The organism is Agrobacterium cavarae, assembly GCF_004310285.1.
Classification (GTDB): Bacteria; Pseudomonadota; Alphaproteobacteria; order Rhizobiales; family Rhizobiaceae; genus Agrobacterium; species Agrobacterium cavarae.
In genome coordinates this window covers 79,694-95,752 of record NZ_SISF01000029.1, presented here as the reverse complement: position 1 = coordinate 95,752, position 16,059 = coordinate 79,694, and the positions used below count along the sequence as shown (strand labels likewise).

At 59.7% G+C, this 16,059-nt stretch carries 14 protein-coding genes; 6 read left to right on the top strand and 8 right to left on the bottom strand.

All coding sequences use genetic code 11. The features are described from left to right. The first annotated feature begins 9 nt into the window (after positions 1-9). From EYC79_RS10565 to EYC79_RS10550, 4 genes are all read left to right on the top strand, one after another. A complete protein-coding gene (locus tag EYC79_RS10565; protein ID WP_130978084.1) occupies positions 10-1,056 on the top strand; it encodes a stage II sporulation protein M in 1,047 nt (348 codons plus the stop codon). Next, positions 1,053-1,940 (top strand): RDD family protein, encoded by an 888-nt coding sequence (locus EYC79_RS10560; protein ID WP_130977943.1) that lies wholly within the window; start codon positions 1,053-1,055, stop codon positions 1,938-1,940. Before EYC79_RS10565 ends, EYC79_RS10560 begins: the two co-directional genes overlap by 4 nt. A 161-nt stretch (positions 1,941-2,101) precedes the next feature. Further along, positions 2,102-3,256, top strand: coding sequence for an HlyD family secretion protein (locus EYC79_RS10555; RefSeq protein WP_245495255.1), 1,155 nt, complete (start codon positions 2,102-2,104; stop codon positions 3,254-3,256). A 27-nt stretch (positions 3,257-3,283) separates the two neighbouring features. Next, entirely contained in the window at positions 3,284-4,891 is a 1,608-nt protein-coding gene (locus tag EYC79_RS10550; protein ID WP_130977942.1) for a DHA2 family efflux MFS transporter permease subunit, read from the top strand. A 30-nt stretch (positions 4,892-4,921) separates the two neighbouring features. Here EYC79_RS10550 and EYC79_RS10545 read toward each other — a convergent pair whose 3' ends face one another. Continuing rightward, the gene (locus EYC79_RS10545) at positions 4,922-5,815 is read right to left on the bottom strand and encodes a choline sulfate utilization transcriptional regulator (protein WP_130977941.1); all 894 of its coding nucleotides are present in this window, start codon (positions 5,813-5,815) and stop codon (positions 4,922-4,924) included. Positions 5,816-5,908: 93 nt separating this feature from the next. Between EYC79_RS10545 and EYC79_RS10540 the strand changes: the two genes are divergently transcribed. Together EYC79_RS10540 and betC are read left to right on the top strand one after the other, a co-directional pair. Beyond that, positions 5,909-6,862: a choline ABC transporter substrate-binding protein gene (locus tag EYC79_RS10540; protein WP_130977940.1), complete on the top strand. Its 954-nt coding sequence runs from the start codon at positions 5,909-5,911 to the stop codon at positions 6,860-6,862. A gap of 16 nt (positions 6,863-6,878) precedes the next feature. Beyond that, the gene (betC, locus tag EYC79_RS10535; protein ID WP_130977939.1) at positions 6,879-8,393 is read left to right on the top strand and encodes a choline-sulfatase; all 1,515 of its coding nucleotides are present in this window, start codon (positions 6,879-6,881) and stop codon (positions 8,391-8,393) included. A gap of 51 nt (positions 8,394-8,444) precedes the next feature. Here betC and mmsB read toward each other — a convergent pair whose 3' ends face one another. Genes mmsB through EYC79_RS10500 form a run of 7 tightly spaced genes read right to left on the bottom strand, consistent with a single transcriptional unit; the run spans position 8,445 to position 16,053 of the window. Next, entirely contained in the window at positions 8,445-9,347 is a 903-nt protein-coding gene (mmsB, locus tag EYC79_RS10530) for a 3-hydroxyisobutyrate dehydrogenase (RefSeq protein ID WP_130977938.1), read from the bottom strand. Positions 9,348-9,363: 16 nt separating this feature from the next. Continuing rightward, positions 9,364-10,440: an enoyl-CoA hydratase/isomerase family protein gene (locus EYC79_RS10525; protein WP_335625465.1), complete on the bottom strand. Its 1,077-nt coding sequence runs from the start codon at positions 10,438-10,440 to the stop codon at positions 9,364-9,366. 1 nt (position 10,441) lies between these two features. Continuing rightward, complete coding sequence (locus EYC79_RS10520; protein WP_130977937.1) at positions 10,442-11,215, bottom strand: enoyl-CoA hydratase-related protein; 774 nt, start codon at positions 11,213-11,215, stop codon at positions 10,442-10,444. A 43-nt stretch (positions 11,216-11,258) separates the two neighbouring features. Then, positions 11,259-12,386, bottom strand: coding sequence for an acyl-CoA dehydrogenase family protein (locus tag EYC79_RS10515; protein WP_130977936.1), 1,128 nt, complete (start codon positions 12,384-12,386; stop codon positions 11,259-11,261). Then, positions 12,386-13,576 (bottom strand): acetyl-CoA C-acyltransferase, encoded by a 1,191-nt coding sequence (locus tag EYC79_RS10510; protein WP_130977935.1) that lies wholly within the window; start codon positions 13,574-13,576, stop codon positions 12,386-12,388. Before EYC79_RS10510 ends, EYC79_RS10515 begins: the two co-directional genes overlap by 1 nt. A 24-nt stretch (positions 13,577-13,600) precedes the next feature. After that, positions 13,601-14,368: an SDR family NAD(P)-dependent oxidoreductase gene (locus tag EYC79_RS10505; protein ID WP_130977934.1), complete on the bottom strand. Its 768-nt coding sequence runs from the start codon at positions 14,366-14,368 to the stop codon at positions 13,601-13,603. Next, positions 14,365-16,053: an acyl-CoA synthetase gene (locus tag EYC79_RS10500; protein WP_130977933.1), complete on the bottom strand. Its 1,689-nt coding sequence runs from the start codon at positions 16,051-16,053 to the stop codon at positions 14,365-14,367. Before EYC79_RS10500 ends, EYC79_RS10505 begins: the two co-directional genes overlap by 4 nt. Between the last annotated feature and the right edge of the window lie 6 nt (positions 16,054-16,059).

Sequence of the window (16,059 nt, the reverse complement as noted above, 5' to 3'; positions counted from 1 at the left end):
AATGTAGCCATGCCAAGCGCGCCGACGCAGCCACCAGCGCCGTTGGACATGCTGCGCTCGGCCCGGTTTCGAGCCGAGCGGGAGGCACAATGGCGGGTGCTCGACCAGCTTGTGACACGGGTCGAAAAGCGCGGCGTGGCCACACTCAACTATGATGAGGTGCGCACGCTCACCTCTGGCTACAGGCAAGCGATGAATTCGCTCAGCGTCGCGCGCGACATATCGCTGGACAAGGCGCTGATATCCTATCTCGAGAGCCTGTGCGCCCGCGCCTATCTCGTGGTCTATGCACCGCAGGAAAGCGTGAGTGGCTTGATAAGCCGGCTGTTGATCCGTGGTATCCCGCAGGCCGTACGACGGTCCTACCTCCCCTTGTTCATCGGCTTTTTCGCACTGATCCTCGGGGCCGCCGTTGGGTACAAACTCTATATCGACGATCACAGCTGGTTTTATGCGCTTGTGCCGACCGATCTGGCGGGCGATCGCACGCCCTCCGCCTCGGCGGACCTGCTTCGATCGACGATCTACGGAAATGAGGGGCACGCCACCGACGAGTTGGCGGCCTTTATGGCTTACCTTTTTTCCCACAACACGACGATTGCCGTTTTGATTTTCACCCTTGGCATCTTCGCCGCCATTCCAAGCTTCGCACTGACCTTTTACAATGGCATGATACTGGGCGTATTTTTCGCCATGTTCTCCCAACATGGCCTGGGCTACGACGTGTTCGCCTGGCTTTCCATCCACGGCGTCACGGAACTCGCGGCAATTGCCATTGCTTGCGCGGGTGGCGCGCGTCTCGGGCTCGCCGTCCTCCTGCCCGGCGCGTTGCGCCGCAAAGATGCCTTGCGGCAACAGGCCCACGATGCCGTCAAGCTCGCCTTCCTTGCAGCCATCATGCTCATTGCTGCCGCTTTTCTGGAAGGTTTCTTGCGCCAGACCATTCAAGACCCATTGTGGCGGATCGCGATCGGGTGGGGTGTGGGGGCTCTGTGGGTAGCTTGGCTGACCTTGTCGGGCCGCGACAGGACGCCATCGAAAGAGACCGAGCGATGAGCCTGATCTTTCGCGACGGCAAGCGTGTCGAAGAACTGATGCCGCCGGAAGGCGTTGCGCTTCACCTTGACATCGCGTCTGTCGCATCGCGGCTGGGCGCGCAATTCATCGACTTCGTGATGACCTTCGTCATCGCGCTCATCTGCATCATTGTGCTTTCGCTGAGTGGCGCATTGGAGGAAAGCGCCAGAGCAACGGCGATTGCGCTTTTGGGATTCCTGTTGCGGACGCCCTATTACATTTTGTCAGAACTGATTTGGAATGGCCGCACGCTGGGAAAACGGATCGCCGGTATCCGTGTTGTGAATGTCGAAGGCCGCCGCCTGACGCCGCATCAGATTGCCACGCGAAATCTCATGAAGGAGGTGGAGATATTCACGCCTTTAGGCCTGATATTTTCAGAGTCACCCGTCTGGTTGACATGGACAACCCTCTTCTGGCTCGTCATCGTGGTGGCCGTCACTTTATCCAGCAATCGGCGGCAACGGCTCGGCGATCTCATGGCTGGGACGCTCGTCATTGAAAATCCCCGCTCAGTCCTCCTGCCCGATCTTGCAGCCGCCACATCCACCATCAAGGCGACCCAGGCGGGGTTCGAGTTCAGACCGGAACAGCTGGATATTTACGGAAGCTATGAGTTGCAGACCCTGGAAGGCCTGCTCAGAGATCCAAACACGCGTCTGCGCGACAAGCAGGCCACTGAGATTGCCCAGGCGATCATCAAAAAGATCGGTTACCCCGAAGCTGTGACGCCAGGCAAGGAACTGGAGTTTTTGAATGCCTTCTACGTCGCGCAGCGCGAGCATCTTGAAACGTTGCGGCTCTTCGGCAAACGCCGCGAGAACAAGTTTCACAACGCCGGCAAGGACACCACCAGCCCGTGAAACCTCAGTGCGTTTCTGACCACGCAAACGTCATCTGAGAGGACGTCGCGTCAAAGAAAACGAGGCACTCTCAGGATTTTTTTGCGGTGCAACTTTGCCCGGAACTTTTAAGTTTGTCTTGCGTTGAGGTCGAATATTCAGCTTATTTTTAGAGGCATATCGTGGTTCAAGCTCAGCGCGCCGTTTCCGAAAACGAAGCGAAGCAAAACGGCGATCCGCAGGATCGCGAGCTTCAGACAAAGACCGACGGTCAACAACCAAAGCAGGAAGACAAGAAGCCATCAGTGATACGCCGACATCCCTATTGGACGGCGCTCATCATTGCTGGTCTTATTGGGCTCGGGATTGCTACTTATTTCGTCTGGCTCGTCTATTTCTATCCTTACGAGACGACGGACGACGCCTTTGTCGATGCGCGCAGTTTTGCGCTCGCGACGAAGGTCTCCGGTTATCTGGAAGATGTCGCCGTTACCGACAACGCCCATGTCGCGGCTGGCGCCGTGATCGCCAAAATAGCCCCGCGCGATTATCAGATCGCCGTGGATCAGGCCGAGGCGCAGGTGGAAGCGGCCAAGGCATCGATTATCAATGCAACGGCACAGATAGATGTCGCGTCGGCTGCGATCGATGAAGCAAAGGCGCGCGAGGCCTCATCGGGCGCCGCTCTGCAGTTTGCGAAAGACGAGGCCAACCGGCAGCGCCAATTGCAGCAGGGCGGCGCCGGCAGCCTGCAGACATCCCAGCAGGCAGAATCTAACCTGCGCCAGGCTCAGGCGGCATATGCGGAAGCCCAGGCCAACATCAGTTCGGCAATGAAGAACAAGGTCGCCGCGGAAGCACAGCGCACCAACGCCGAGGCGAGCCTGAAGCAAGCAGAGGCCCAGAAGGAAAGCGCCGACCAGAATCTCGACTACACGACGCTCACCGCTGCACAGCCCGGTCGCGTGGTGAAGATCAGTGGTGCAAAGGGGCAATTTGTCCAGGCGGGCCAGGCCATCGCCATGTTCGTGCCCGATGAGATTTGGGTCACAGCCAATTTCAAGGAAACGCAACTGGCCGATATGCGCCCCGGCCAGCCGGTGGACCTCACGATTGACGCCTATCCGGATCACCTTCTGCACGGCAAGGTCGACTCCGTGCAGCCGGGTTCCGGCACCGCCTTCTCGCTGCTCCCGGCAGAGAACGCTACAGGCAACTATGTGAAGGTCACCCAGCGCGTGCCGGTGAAGATTACGGTTGATAATTGGCCGAAGGATGTCTCCATCGGTCCGGGTATGTCGGTCGAACCCACCGTGACCGTTCGCCCTAGAGGCTAATCCAGACATCAGGATCGAGGACCGGATATGGCAACCGCGACAGCGACAGGCGGAACCGGCGCAATGGCGAGTCGCCGCACCACCAATCCGTGGTTGGTGGCGGTCGTTGTGGCGCTCGCCGTGTTCATGGAGGTGCTCGACACCACCATCGCCAACGTCGCTCTGCGCTATATTTCCGGCGGCTTGGCCGTTAGTTCCGACGAGGCGTCCTGGGTCGTCACCACCTATCTCGTCTCCAACGCCATAGCGCTAATCGCTTCCAGCTTCATTGCCCAGCGTTATGGTCGCAAGCGGTTCTACCTCGTCTGCCTTGCCATGTTCACGGTCGCCTCTGTCATGTGCGGTCTGGCATGGGATCTGCCGTCACTTCTCGTCTTTCGCATGATCCAGGGCTTTGCAGGCGGCGGCATGGTGCCAGTGTCGCAATCGATCCTCACCGACGCTTTTCCTCCGGCAAAACGCGGCCAGGCCTTTGCGATTTTCGGCATCGCCGTGGTGGTCGCACCCGTCGTCGGCCCGACACTTGGCGGCTGGCTGTCCGACAATCTCTCCTGGCATTGGTGTTTCCTGATCAACGGGCCTGTCGGCATTTTTGCTTTCCTGCTCGTCTATTTCCTGGTCAACGATTCCGACGACCAGAAAAAAAAGCGCGAAGAGATGCGCCTACGCGGCATTCGTTTCGATATTATCGGTTTCTTGCTGGTCGCGACGTTCCTCGGATCGCTTGAACTCATGCTCGATCGCGGCCAGATCGAGGATTGGTTCGACTCGACCTTCATCATCGTCACAGCGGTCATCTGCTTTGCCGCACTGGCGGCATCGATTCCCTGGCTGCTGACAGCGAAGAACCCGGTACTCGATGTGCGTCTCATCGCAACCCGACAGTTCGGTTCGTGCATGATCGTGATGCTCGCAATCGGCGCCATCCTCATCGCCACCACCCAGTTCGTGCCGCAGGTGCTGCAGGAAAATTATGGCTATACCGCCACCTGGGCGGGCCTGGCGCTATCCCCAGGCGGTCTGGTGACCATGTTCATGATGTTCATGGCCGGCCAGTTGACGTCCCGCATCCAGCCAAAATACCTGATCGCCGTTGGCGCGACCATGGTTGCCCTCTCCATGTACGACCTGACGCGCCTCAGCCCCGATGCGGATTTCAGCTTCTTCGTATGGTCCCGCTGCATTCTCGGTCTCGGCCTGCCGCTGATCTTCATCCCGATAACCGCCGCCTCCTACGACGGTCTGCGACCCGACCAGACAGACCAGGCGTCCGCCCTCATCAACGCAGCCCGCAACACCGGCGGCTCGATCGGCGTCTCAATCGCCTCCAACGTACTGGCCCATCGCGAGCAGTGGCATCAGAGCAGGTTGGTCGAACACGTTAATCCCGCGGATCCGGCCTATCATCAAACCATGCAGAACCTGCAGGGCTTCTTCGCGGAGCGTGGCTCCTCTGTGGTGGACGCACAAAACCAGGCCATGGCGCTCATCGGCCAGCAGGTCGGCGCTCAGGCGAGCTACCTTGCCTATATCGACGTGTTTTTTGTCCTGGCGGTGATTTCCATACTCGCGGTTCCGCTGGCATTGATCCTGCGCAACGTCGATACGAAGGCTGGCGGTGGCGGGATGCATTGAGCCTCTCTGATACAAGCCTCGTCAGAGATTTTAGTGCCGCTCGCCAATAAGCCACTCTGTCAGCTTACCCACCGCCACGTCTTTGCTCTTGGGTCGCATCAACCAGTAGCCGCGGTTCGGTGCATCAAGGCTCGGACCAGCGGTTACCAGCACACCCGCCTCCAGCAGAGGATCGATCAATCCCGCCCAGCCGAGCGCGAAACCCTGTTCGCAGATGCTTGCCTGCACGACCATCGCGTAGTTGTTGAAGCTGATGTCGCCGCCGCTGTGTTCAGGTGCTCGCTCCACGCCGAGTTGAGTGAGGTAGTCGGCCCAGTCGTACCAGTGCGTCTGAGAATTATTTTCGAGATGAATGAGTTTACGTCTGGAGAAATCTGCGATGCTCGTAGGAGCCGATCCCGCCAGCATGGCGGGCGCACACACCGGAGTGACTTTTTCAGAAAGCAGCAGGACTGCTCCCTCGCCTGCATCCTGCTTTGTCCCGAAGATCACCATCACGTCGCTGTCGTGCTTACCCTGCCCCAGCGGGTCCTGTGTCGCGACGATCTGGATATTGATATCGGGATTGAGGACACGAAAGCCGTGCATGCGCGGGATCAACCACAGTGACGAAAACGCATAGTCCGTGTGTAGGCGGATCGTCTGACGCTCGTCCGTTTTGCGCAGTTGGCCCGCCACAAGATCGATGGCGTCGACACTGCGCGACGCGACCTCGAAGAGCCGCTGCCCTTCTGCGGTGAGTTCTATCCCACGATGTTTGCGGCGGATCAGGGCAACACCAAGTTCATCCTCGAGCCTGCGGATCTGGTAGCTGACAGCCGGCTGGGTCAGTCTGAGCGATGCAGCCGCTGCCGTCAGGCTGCCGCGACGAGCCACCTCGGTGAAAATGCGCATCCAGCCAAGATCGAGCGGTCGCTCTGACATTAAAATTCCTTATGCCAACTATCGAAAAATACCTGCTTTACAGGCAAAAACAATGCTGCGTTCAATAAACGAAACTAATAAAGGGGAACCACAATGAAAATCGATTATCGCCTGCATCGCATAGCCGCTGGTCTGTTTTTATCGGTGGCAGCCTTCTCAACTCCACTTCAGGCCGCCGACGACGCGGCCTGCAAGACGGTCCGCCTGAGTGATCCGGGCTGGACCGACATCACCGCCACGAATGGTGTGGCGTCCGTTCTGCTCGATTCGCTGGGCTATGAGGCAGACGTGAAAACCCTCTCGGTTCCGATCGGCTATCAGGCGATGAAAAACAGCGAGATCGACGTCTTCCTTGGCAACTGGATGCCAGCGCAGAAATCCTTTGTCGATGACATGAAGGCCGCCAAGGCCGCCGAAGTTATGACGAAAAATCTTGAAGGCGCCAAGTTCACGCTGGCGGTGCCAGCCTATATGGCGGAGAAGGGCGTGAAGGATTTCGCCGATCTCTCCAAGCATGCAGACGAGTTCGAAAGCAAGATCTACGGGATCGAGCCGGGCGCGCCTGCGAACCAGAACATTCAGAAAATCATCGATGCCAACGACTTCGGCCTCAAAGGCTGGCAATTGGTGGAATCCGGCGAGCAGGCCATGCTGGCGCAGGTGGAGCGGGCAGGTCGCGACAAGAAGGCGGTGGTCTTCCTCGCCTGGGCTCCGCATCCGATGAACAAGAAGATCGACATCACCTATCTTTCCGGCGGCGACGCCTATTTCGGTCCCAATTTCGGCGGCGCGGAAGTCTACACGCTGGCGCGCACCGGCTGGCCTCAGCAGTGCCCGAATGCGGCGAAGCTGTTCAAAAACCTGACGTTCAACATCGACATGGAAAACAGCTTGATGGGCTTAATTCTCGGTGGCGAGGACTCCAAAGCGGCGGCCACGGCTTGGCTGAAGGCGGACCCGAAAGCAATTGACGGTTGGCTGCAAGGGGTGACGACATTGGACGGCAAACCGGGTGATGCCGCCGTCAAGGCAAAGCTTGGGCTCTGAAGCCGGAAATTTCGACATGGCCCGTCCCAATATCCTGATCCTGATGGCCGACCAGTTCAACGGGACGTTTTTCCCCGACGGACCTGCGGATTTCCTGCACGCGCCCCATCTGAAAGCATTGGCAGAGCGGTCCGTCCGCTTTGCCAATACCTACACGGCAAGCCCGCTTTGCGCGCCGGCGCGTGCCTCCTTCATGTCCGGTCAATTGCCCAGTCGAACAAGGGTCTATGACAACGCCGCCGAATTCGCATCCGACATACCGACCTATGCCCATCATCTGCGGGCGGGCGGCTATTACACGGGCCTTTCAGGAAAAATGCACTTCGTCGGGCCCGACCAACTGCACGGCTTTGAGGAACGCCTGACGACGGATATCTATCCGGCGGATTTCGGCTGGACGCCTGATTACACCAAGCCCGGCGAACGTATCGACTGGTGGTATCACAATCTCGGTTCCGTCACCGGTGCGGGCGTTGCCGAGATCACCAACCAGATGGAGTATGACGACGAGGTGGCCTACAACGCCACGCGCAAACTCTATGATCTGTCACGCCGCCTCGATGAACGGCCCTGGTGCCTCACAGTCAGCTTTACTCATCCGCACGATCCTTATGTGGCCCGAAGGAAGTTTTGGGACCTCTACGAGGAGTGTGCGGCACTCGATCCGCGGTCGGAAACGATCGCCTTTGAGGATCAGGATCCGCATTCGAAACGCCTGCTGGAAGCGTGCGATCACAAGGCGTTCGACATCACGCCGGAGCAAATCAGGCGCGCACGACGCGGCTACTTCGCCAACATCTCCTACATCGACGAGAAGATCGGCGAGATCCTGCAAGTCCTGAAAGCCACCCGGATGGAGGAGGACACCATCATCCTGTTTTTGTCCGACCATGGCGATATGCTCGGCGAACGCGGGCTGTGGTTCAAGATGTGCTTCTTCGAAGGCTCCGCGCGCGTGCCGTTGATGATCGCAGCGCCGGGCTGGATGCCTGCAAGGATCGACGCACCTGTGTCGACCCTCGATGTCACACCCACGCTGTGCGGATTGGCTGGGCTCGACATCACCTCGTTGAAGCGCTGGACGGATGGCGAGGACCTGGCACCCCTAGCCGCAGGGACCGGCACACGTGGTCCTGTGCCGATGGAATATGCGGCCGAAGGCTCTATTGCGCCACTCGTCGCTCTTCGTGACGGGCGCTACAAGCTTTCGGTCTGCGACGCTGATCCACCACTGCTTTACGATCTGGAGACAGACCCCGAAGAGCGTACCAACCTTGCCGGCGATCCCGCCTTTCGCGACGTGCTTTCGGCGCTGTCTGCAGAGATCGACCGACGCTGGAAGCTGCCCGCCTTCGACGAGGCCGTGCGCGAGAGCCAGGCACGGCGCTGGGTGGTCTACAAGGCGCTGCGCAACGGCGCCTATTATCCTTGGGACTACCAGCCTCTGCAAAAGGCGTCGGAGCGATATATGCGCAATCACATGGACCTCAATGTGCTTGAGGAAAACCAGCGCTATCCACGCGGAGAGTAAGAAACGCCCAGGCGTCAATCTTACCCCGAAGAGCCGGCAAGCTTGCCGTCGTCAGTCGATCCCCCCATCATCGACTGACTTGGCGGCCCTCAAAAGCGCGATAATCGCCGAGAAATCCTCGTGGGCGTGACCTGACGCAACGAAAGCCTCATAGAGTTTTAGGGCGTGCGCACCCAGTGGTGTCATCGCCATGGAGTCCGTTGCTGCCTGGTTTGCCAGGCGCAGATCCTTGAGCATCAACGCGCTCGCAAATCCGGGGGCATAATCACGGTTCGCCGGCGAGGTCGGAACGGGACCCGGCACCGGGCAGTAGGTGTTGACCGACCAGCATTGACCGGATGAGGTGGATATCACATCAAAGAGTGCCTGATGGTCCAGACCTAGTTTCTCTCCAAGCACGAAGGCTTCAGCCGCGCCAATCATCGAAATGCCGAGCAGCATGTTGTTGCAGAGCTTTGCTGCCTGGCCCGCACCTGCCGCTCCACAAGGGATGATGCGTCCAGCCATCGGTTCCAGAACCGGACGCGCGGCCTCGATTGCAGCAGCGTCTCCACCCAGCATGAAGCTCAGCGTTCCGGCTTCGGCGCCGCCCGTTCCACCAGAAACCGGCGCGTCGATCGTCAAGCATTCGGGCAGCAATCCATGCGCGGCCCGAGCGCCTTCCACATCGATCGTCGAACTGTCGATCACGAGCGTTCCGGGTGAAAGAATGCCGACAAGCTGCCTCCAGACGTCCAGCACCAGTTCGCCATTAGGAAGCATGGTAATGACGGTATCCGCGCCGCCGACCGCCCCACCGATGGTTTCAACCACCCGAACGCCTCGCTCCGTCGCGTTTTTGCGCGCAGCCTCAGCGACATCGAAGCCGGTAACGGTGTAACCCGCCTTGACCAGATTACCGGCCATCGGCGCACCCATGTTGCCAAGACCGATAAAGGCGATCGACTGGACCATATCTATTCTCCTTGCCTCAAAGATCGTCCGCAGTTGCCGTTGAAAACAGCGAAGGGAGCGGGTTGATGGCGGAAACGAGCCCCTCTTGATCAACCTCTCCCAGTCGTGCGGGCGACCAGATGGGATTGCGATCCTTGTCGATGACGGCCGCTCGCACGCCCTCGTAGAAATCGTGGCCATCGAGGATCAATGCGTCGGCGGCGTATTCCCGGTCGAGGCAGGTTTCGAGTGAGGCTGAGCTCTGCGCTGCGCGCAGCAAATGCAAGGTCAAGACCAGGCTGGTAGGGGATTTCGCCTCGAGCAGTGCCAGGGTGCTTTTTGCGAAGTCTGACCCGTTCGCCTGCAGGGCGGCAAAAATTTCCTCCATGTCGCCCGAAGCGAACACGCTGTCGATCAGGACCGCATTATCTTTCAGCATCGAAACACCGGGATCGCCGGCATGCGCCTTGATCGCACTTTCCAACGCCTGTCCCGATGCGATGTCAGCCAAAAGAGTCGGGAGGGCTTCGGACGGGACCATGGCGTCGGCAAGACCAGCAGCAATCGTATCTGCAGCGCCGATCGTCGCGCCGGTAAGACCGATCCAGAAACCGAGGTGTTGCGGCGCGCGCGACAGTGCCCATGTGCCGCCGACATCGGGGAAATAGCCGATACCGGTTTCCGGCATCGCAAAGCGCGTTTTCTCCGTGACGATACGATGGCTGCCATGAACCGACAAGCCAACGCCACCGCCCATGCAGATGCCGTCCATAACAGCCAGCCAGGGCTTGCGCAGGTGGCTGATCCTGGCGTTCAGGCGATATTCCTCAGCCCAGAACGCGAGAGCCTCTTGCGGAGCGGTTCGACCCACTTGCCAAATCATCTTGATGTCGCCGCCTGCGCACAGGGCCCGTCCCTCACCGGTCAGGGCGATCGCGCGAACCGCGGGATTGTCCTCCAGCGCGTCAATCCCGTCTGAGATTTTACGGACTATATCGAGGTTGAGGCTGTTGAGCGCTTCGGGACGGTTGAGATGGATGCGCCCCAACGCGCCTTCCAGACTGACGACAACCGTCTCATCGGATGTGATGCCCGTTGGGGTCATTCCGGACATGCTATTGCTCCCTTTGAAAATTGGGTTTGCGCTTCTCGACAAATGCGGCCATGCCTTCGCGCTGATCAGGCGTACCGAACAGGCGATGAAACATGGCGCGCTCGTAAAGAATGCCCTCATGCAGCGATAGCTCGTCGGCCTTCATCACGGTCTCTCTTACAAGACGCACCGCAGAACGCGAATAGTCCGCGATCTGTGTCGCAGCCGCCATGGCAGTCGGCACCACATCGGCGTCGGGGACGACGCGCGCAATGAGACCAGCACGCAGGGCCTCTTCCGCTCCCATCATGCGTCCGGTCAAATGCAGATCCATCGACAAGGCCCGGCCGATCGGTTTCGTCATGCGCTGCGTTCCACCCATGCCTGCGATGACGCCGAGCTTGATTTCGGGTTGGCCGAACTTCGCGCTTTCGCCCGCGATGGCAAAATCGCACATCATCATCAACTCACATCCGCCACCCAACGCATAACCGTTTACGGCGGCAATCTTCGGCAACCGACTACGCGCGAAGCGATACCAGATCGCAAAGAAATCCTCCTCGATCATCTGCTGTGCGCTCTTGTCCGCCATTTCGGCGATGTCTGCTCCCGCCGCGAACGCTCTGTCCGAGCCGGTGACGACCAGTGCCCCGACGTCCTTGTCGGATTCGAGATCTTCCACTGCGCAAACCATGTCGCGTGCAAGCTGCGAGTTCAACGCGTTGAGCTGCGCCGGACGATTGAGCCTGATCAGAGCAACACGGCCCTCCCGGCTGATCTCGATACATTCTGACATAGCGCTCTCCCTGTTCATGCAGGCGTACCGATCTCAGAGGCTCTTAGAGCTGTCTTGCGATGACCAGCCGCTGCACCTCGCTGGTGCCTTCGTAAATCTGGCAAATACGCACATCTCGGTAAATCCTCTCGACAGGATAGTCTGCAAGATAGCCATAACCGCCATGCACCTGAATTGCGTCGGAACAGACCTTCTCTGCCATTTCCGACGCAAACAACTTGGCCATGGAGGCCTCCGTCAGGCATGGCCGTCCCGCGTCCCGCAGGCTGGCCGCGTGCAGCACGAGCTGGCGCGCCGCCTCGATCTGCGTTGCCATGTCCGCCAGGCTGAAGCCCACAGCCTGATGCTCAATGATTGGTTTGCCAAAACTCTGGCGCTCCTTGGCATAGGCCGTCGCGGCCTCAAACGCCGCACGCGCCATGCCGACCGCCTGCGCCGCAATCCCAATGCGCCCACCCTCAAGATTGGCGAGCGCAATCCGATAGCCATCGCCCTCGCCACCCAAACGGTTTTCGACCGGGACACGCATTCCATCGAATGCCAGCGCACAGGTATCGGAACCATGGAGGCCCATCTTGTGCTCGACGGAAACGACATTGTAGCCCGGTGTGTCGGTCGGCACGATGAAGGCAGATATGCCCTTCTTGCCGGCCTCCGGATCGGTGACCGCGAACACGATGATGACGTTGCCGTTTTTGCCGGAAGTGATGAATTGTTTCGAACCGTCGATAACGTAATGATCGCCATCAAGCCGCGCGCGGCTGCGCAATGCGGACGCATCTGATCCGGCATGCGCTTCCGTCAGGGCGAAGCCGCCGATCCACGCGCCGGATGCCATTTTCGGAAGAAAGCGAGACTTCTGCTCCTCCGTGCCAAAACGTAAGATCGGCACGCAGCCGACAGAGGAGTGAACAGACAGGATCGTCGAGCACGCTCCATCTGCCGCGGCAATTTCTTCCAATGCCAGCGCATAGGCGACCGTTCCGGTTTGCGAGCCGCCATAATCTTCCGTCACGAGCATGCCGAGAAATCCAAGTTCTCCCATCTCCGTCAGCTCTTGCCGGGGGAAAGTATGATCGCGATCCCGTGCGGCAGCGCCAGGGGCCAGTCGATTGACGGCGAACTCGCGTGCCGTCTCGCGGATCTGTTCCTGTACGTCGTCGAGCAACATCAGTTTATCCTCTCGATTGCGATGGCGGTGGCCTCACCTCCGCCAATGCAGACGGATGCCATGCCGCGATCGAGCCGCTTATCCTCCAGTGCTGCAAGAAGCGTGACGATAACCCGCGCACCCGAAGCGCCAATGGGATGGCCGAGCGCACAGGCGCCCCCATTGATGTTGACCTTATCATGCGGCAGATCGAGGTCGCGCATGGCGGCCATGGCCACCACCGCGAATGCCTCGTTGATCTCAAAGAGATCGACACCGGACAACGCCCAACCCGTCCGCTCCGAGAGCCGACGCAGCGCGCCGATGGGGGCGGTTGCAAAGAGCGAAGGCTCGTTGGCGTAGCTGGCGTGACCGACAATGCGCGCCCTTGGCGCCAGACCACGCCGCTCGGCTTCAGATGCCCGCATCAGGACGAGCGCTGCTGCGCCATCCGAAATGGATGATGCATTGGCGGCGGTGACGGTACCGCCTTCCCGGAATGCTGGGCGAAGCTTCGGTATCTTTTCCGGCTGCGCCTTTCCCGGCTGCTCATCGATCGAAACGCGTGTCTCACTCTTTCCCGCCGAAACCAGCACCGGCGCAATCTCCGACACGAAACGGCCTTCGGTCGTTGCCCGCCTGGCTCGCTCCAACGACGCCAGTGCGAAGGCGTCCTGGGCGTCGCGCGTAAACTGGTAGGCCTCGGCACAATCCTCCGCGAACGTGCCCATCAGGCGACCTTTCTCATAGGCATCCTCCAAGCCGTCTAGAAACATGTGGTCGAGAACCTGTCCATGTCCCATGCGATGACCCGTGCGCGCCTTCGGCAAGAGATAAGGTGCATTCGACATGCTCTCCATGCCGCCGGCAACGACGACATCCGAAGAGCCCGCGTGAATGAGATCATGGGCCAGCATCACGGCCTTCATGCCGGACCCGCACATCTTGTTCAGGGTCGTAGCACCAGCTGAAAGCGGCAGACCGGCGGCAATCGCCGCTTGCCGCGCAGGCGCCTGACCCTGCCCTGCGGAGAGCACGCAGCCCATGAGAATTTCCTGGACAGCATCCTTTGCCAATCCTGCGCGCGAAAGCGAAGCTTCGATGGCGGTTGCGCCGAGTGTCGCGGCAGGAACGCCGGCAAAATCCCCCTGGAAACCGCCCATGGGTGTTCTGGCGGAGCCGACGATCACGATTGGGTCTCGTTCAGTCATCTGTTTTCTCCTCCTGATTCTGCTTCATCGCGGCGGCATTCTCAGCGCGCCATCCAGACGGATGACTTCGCCGTTCAGCATCGGGTTTTCGACAATGTGGCGCACCAACGCGGCGTATTCCGAAGGTCGCCCAAGCCGTGGCGGAAAGGGAACGGAAGCGCCGAGAGCATCCTGAACGTCTTGCGGCATGCCAGCCATCATCGGCGTCTCGAATATCCCAGGTGCAATGGCCATGACCCTGATTGCATGACGAGCCAGTTCTCTAGCTGCGGGCAAGGTCAGCGCTGCCACGCCGCCCTTGGACGCCGCGTATCCCGCCTGTCCGATCTGCCCCTCGAAGGCCGCGACCGACGCGGTGTTGACGATGACGCCACGCTCGCCGGTTTGACCGGGCTGTTGCTTGGCCATGGCATCGGCTGCAAGCCGCACCATGTTGAACGTACCGACAAGGTTGACTGTGACTGTTCTGGCAAAGCTCTCCAGGCTGTGCGGCCCTTCGCGGCCGATGATCTTCTCACCGGGCGCGATGCCTGCGCAATTGACGAGAACATCGATACGGCCGAACGCGTCGAGAGCCGTGCTTACTGCCCTCTCACCGTCCTCGGGGTTAGCCACGTCGGTGAGAATAAAGCGGGCAGCATTACCCAATTGAGCCGCCAGCGCCTCCCCGCGGTCGGCGTTGACATCCAGCAGTACCGCGCACGCACCGGCCTCCACCGCCATGGCGGCTACGGCGGCGCCGAGCCCGGAGCCAGCCCCGCTGATCAGGAAAACGCTGTCTTCAAGCTTCATGCCGAATGATCCTGCTTTTGATGTGCATTGATTTTTTCGATCTCCGCCTTGCGCAGCAAGAACCGCTGGATCTTGCCGCTTGGCGTCTTGGGCAGTTCAGAGACGAAATCCACCAGGCGCGGATAAGCGTGGGCAGACAGCCGCCTCTTGACGTATTGCGCCAGTTCCTCGGCAAGATCGGGCGTCGCCTCTACATTTTTGCCGAGCACGACGAACGCTTTGACGATTTCCGTCCGCTCCGGATCGGGCACCCCAATCACCGCCGCCTCGACCACGGCACTGTGCTCGATCAAGGCGCTTTCGACATCGAAAGGCCCGATGCGGTACCCGGACGAGGTTATCAGATCGTCTTCACGGCCGATGAAGCTGATCGAGCCGTCAGCTTCCGCTTCTACCGTATCGCCTGTTCGATAGAAACCACCGGAAATAGCCGGTGTGTCCTGTTGAAAATAGCCCTTGAACCACATCAACGGAGAATTGGCGATGTCCACCGCAAGCACGCCCGGTTGATTGGGACCAAGTTCGCGACCCGCGTCGTCAAGCACGGCAACACGATAGCCCGGCATGGCGAAACCCGCTGAACCGGGGCGTACGGCATGGTCCAGCCCGTGGTGATTATTGACCACCATTCCCGTCTCGGTCTGCCCGTAATGATCGTAAATGGGTGCGGCCAAGTGTGTCTCGAACCAGCGGATGATCTCCGGGTTCAGGGGTTCGCCAGCGCTGCTGACCACACGCAACTGCCCTTTCGCAGAAGTTGCGGCTTCCTCGCCCGCCGCAATGAGGAGACGGAACGCGGTTGGCGATCCCGCTAGGCTTGTGACGCCGAGCCGGTTGATGATGCTGTAGGTGCTCTCTGCGGTAAAACCGCCCTCGTACAATATCGTCGCGCACCCCAACATCAACGGCCCGGCAACGGCATAGTACATGCCGTAGGCCCAGCCTGGATCGGCGATATTCCAGAAGACATCGTCCTCGCGCAGATCGATGGCATAGCGCATATAGGCGGAGAAGGAGGCAAGGGCGCGCATCGAAACAGGAACACCCTTGGGAAGCCCCGTCGTGCCGGACGTCGACATCATCATGAAAAGATCGTCGCCACGTCCGATCACAGGATCGAAAGTGGAACTGCAGGCTGCCAGAGCACCCCGAAAATCAATCGTGCCGTCGATACTCGGCTCCTCCTTATCCCGCACGATCGCAAGGAGAGGATGGTTCGGTATCTCGGAAAACTTCAAAGCGTTGGCCGGATTGGTCGCCACCAGCCGGGCATTGCTCATCTTCAAACGGTGTTCGATTGCCTTCGGTCCGAAGGCCGTGAAGAGCGGCTGGTAGACGGCACCCATGCGCCATGCGCCAAGGATAACGGTGATCAAATCAACGGTGCGCGGCAGCATGCCGGCGAGCACATCTCCTTTTCTCAGCCCTTGGGAAACGAAGAAATTCGCTGCGCGCGCGGACATATCGCGCAATTGCTCGAAAGTATATTCGCTGAGCACACCCTTGGTCGAGACGCAGCGAAGCGCGATCCTGTCGCTGCCAACATGCCTGTCACAGCACTCCACGCAGGCGTTGATAGCAGTCTCGATATCCCCGGCTAATCGCCCGGTGGCCTCGCTTAGCTGAAACGCCGATGTCTCGGCAGCATAGCTGCGCTTCGTCTTATCGCCATGTGACTGCAGCACGGCATC

Bases quoted from the DNA above. Each gene is read 5' to 3' on its own strand.
- EYC79_RS10545 (WP_130977941.1), bottom strand. From the start codon at position 5,815: ATGTCAGAGCGACCGCTCGATCTTGGCTGGATGCGCATTTTCACCGAG.
- EYC79_RS10510 (WP_130977935.1), bottom strand. From the start codon at position 13,576: ATGACTGAACGAGACCCAATCGTGATCGTCGGCTCCGCCAGAACACCC.
- EYC79_RS10520 (WP_130977937.1), bottom strand. From the start codon at position 11,215: ATGTCAGAATGTATCGAGATCAGCCGGGAGGGCCGTGTTGCTCTGATC.
- betC (WP_130977939.1), top strand. From the start codon at position 6,879: ATGGCCCGTCCCAATATCCTGATCCTGATGGCCGACCAGTTCAACGGG.
- mmsB (WP_130977938.1), bottom strand. From the start codon at position 9,347: ATGGTCCAGTCGATCGCCTTTATCGGTCTTGGCAACATGGGTGCGCCG.
- EYC79_RS10560 (WP_130977943.1), top strand. From the start codon at position 1,053: ATGAGCCTGATCTTTCGCGACGGCAAGCGTGTCGAAGAACTGATGCCG.
- EYC79_RS10565 (WP_130978084.1), top strand. From the start codon at position 10: ATGCCAAGCGCGCCGACGCAGCCACCAGCGCCGTTGGACATGCTGCGC.
- EYC79_RS10550 (WP_130977942.1), top strand. From the start codon at position 3,284: ATGGCAACCGCGACAGCGACAGGCGGAACCGGCGCAATGGCGAGTCGC.
- EYC79_RS10505 (WP_130977934.1), bottom strand. From the start codon at position 14,368: ATGAAGCTTGAAGACAGCGTTTTCCTGATCAGCGGGGCTGGCTCCGGG.
- EYC79_RS10515 (WP_130977936.1), bottom strand. From the start codon at position 12,386: ATGTTGCTCGACGACGTACAGGAACAGATCCGCGAGACGGCACGCGAG.
- EYC79_RS10540 (WP_130977940.1), top strand. From the start codon at position 5,909: ATGAAAATCGATTATCGCCTGCATCGCATAGCCGCTGGTCTGTTTTTA.
- EYC79_RS10525 (WP_335625465.1), bottom strand. From the start codon at position 10,440: ATGTCCGGAATGACCCCAACGGGCATCACATCCGATGAGACGGTTGTC.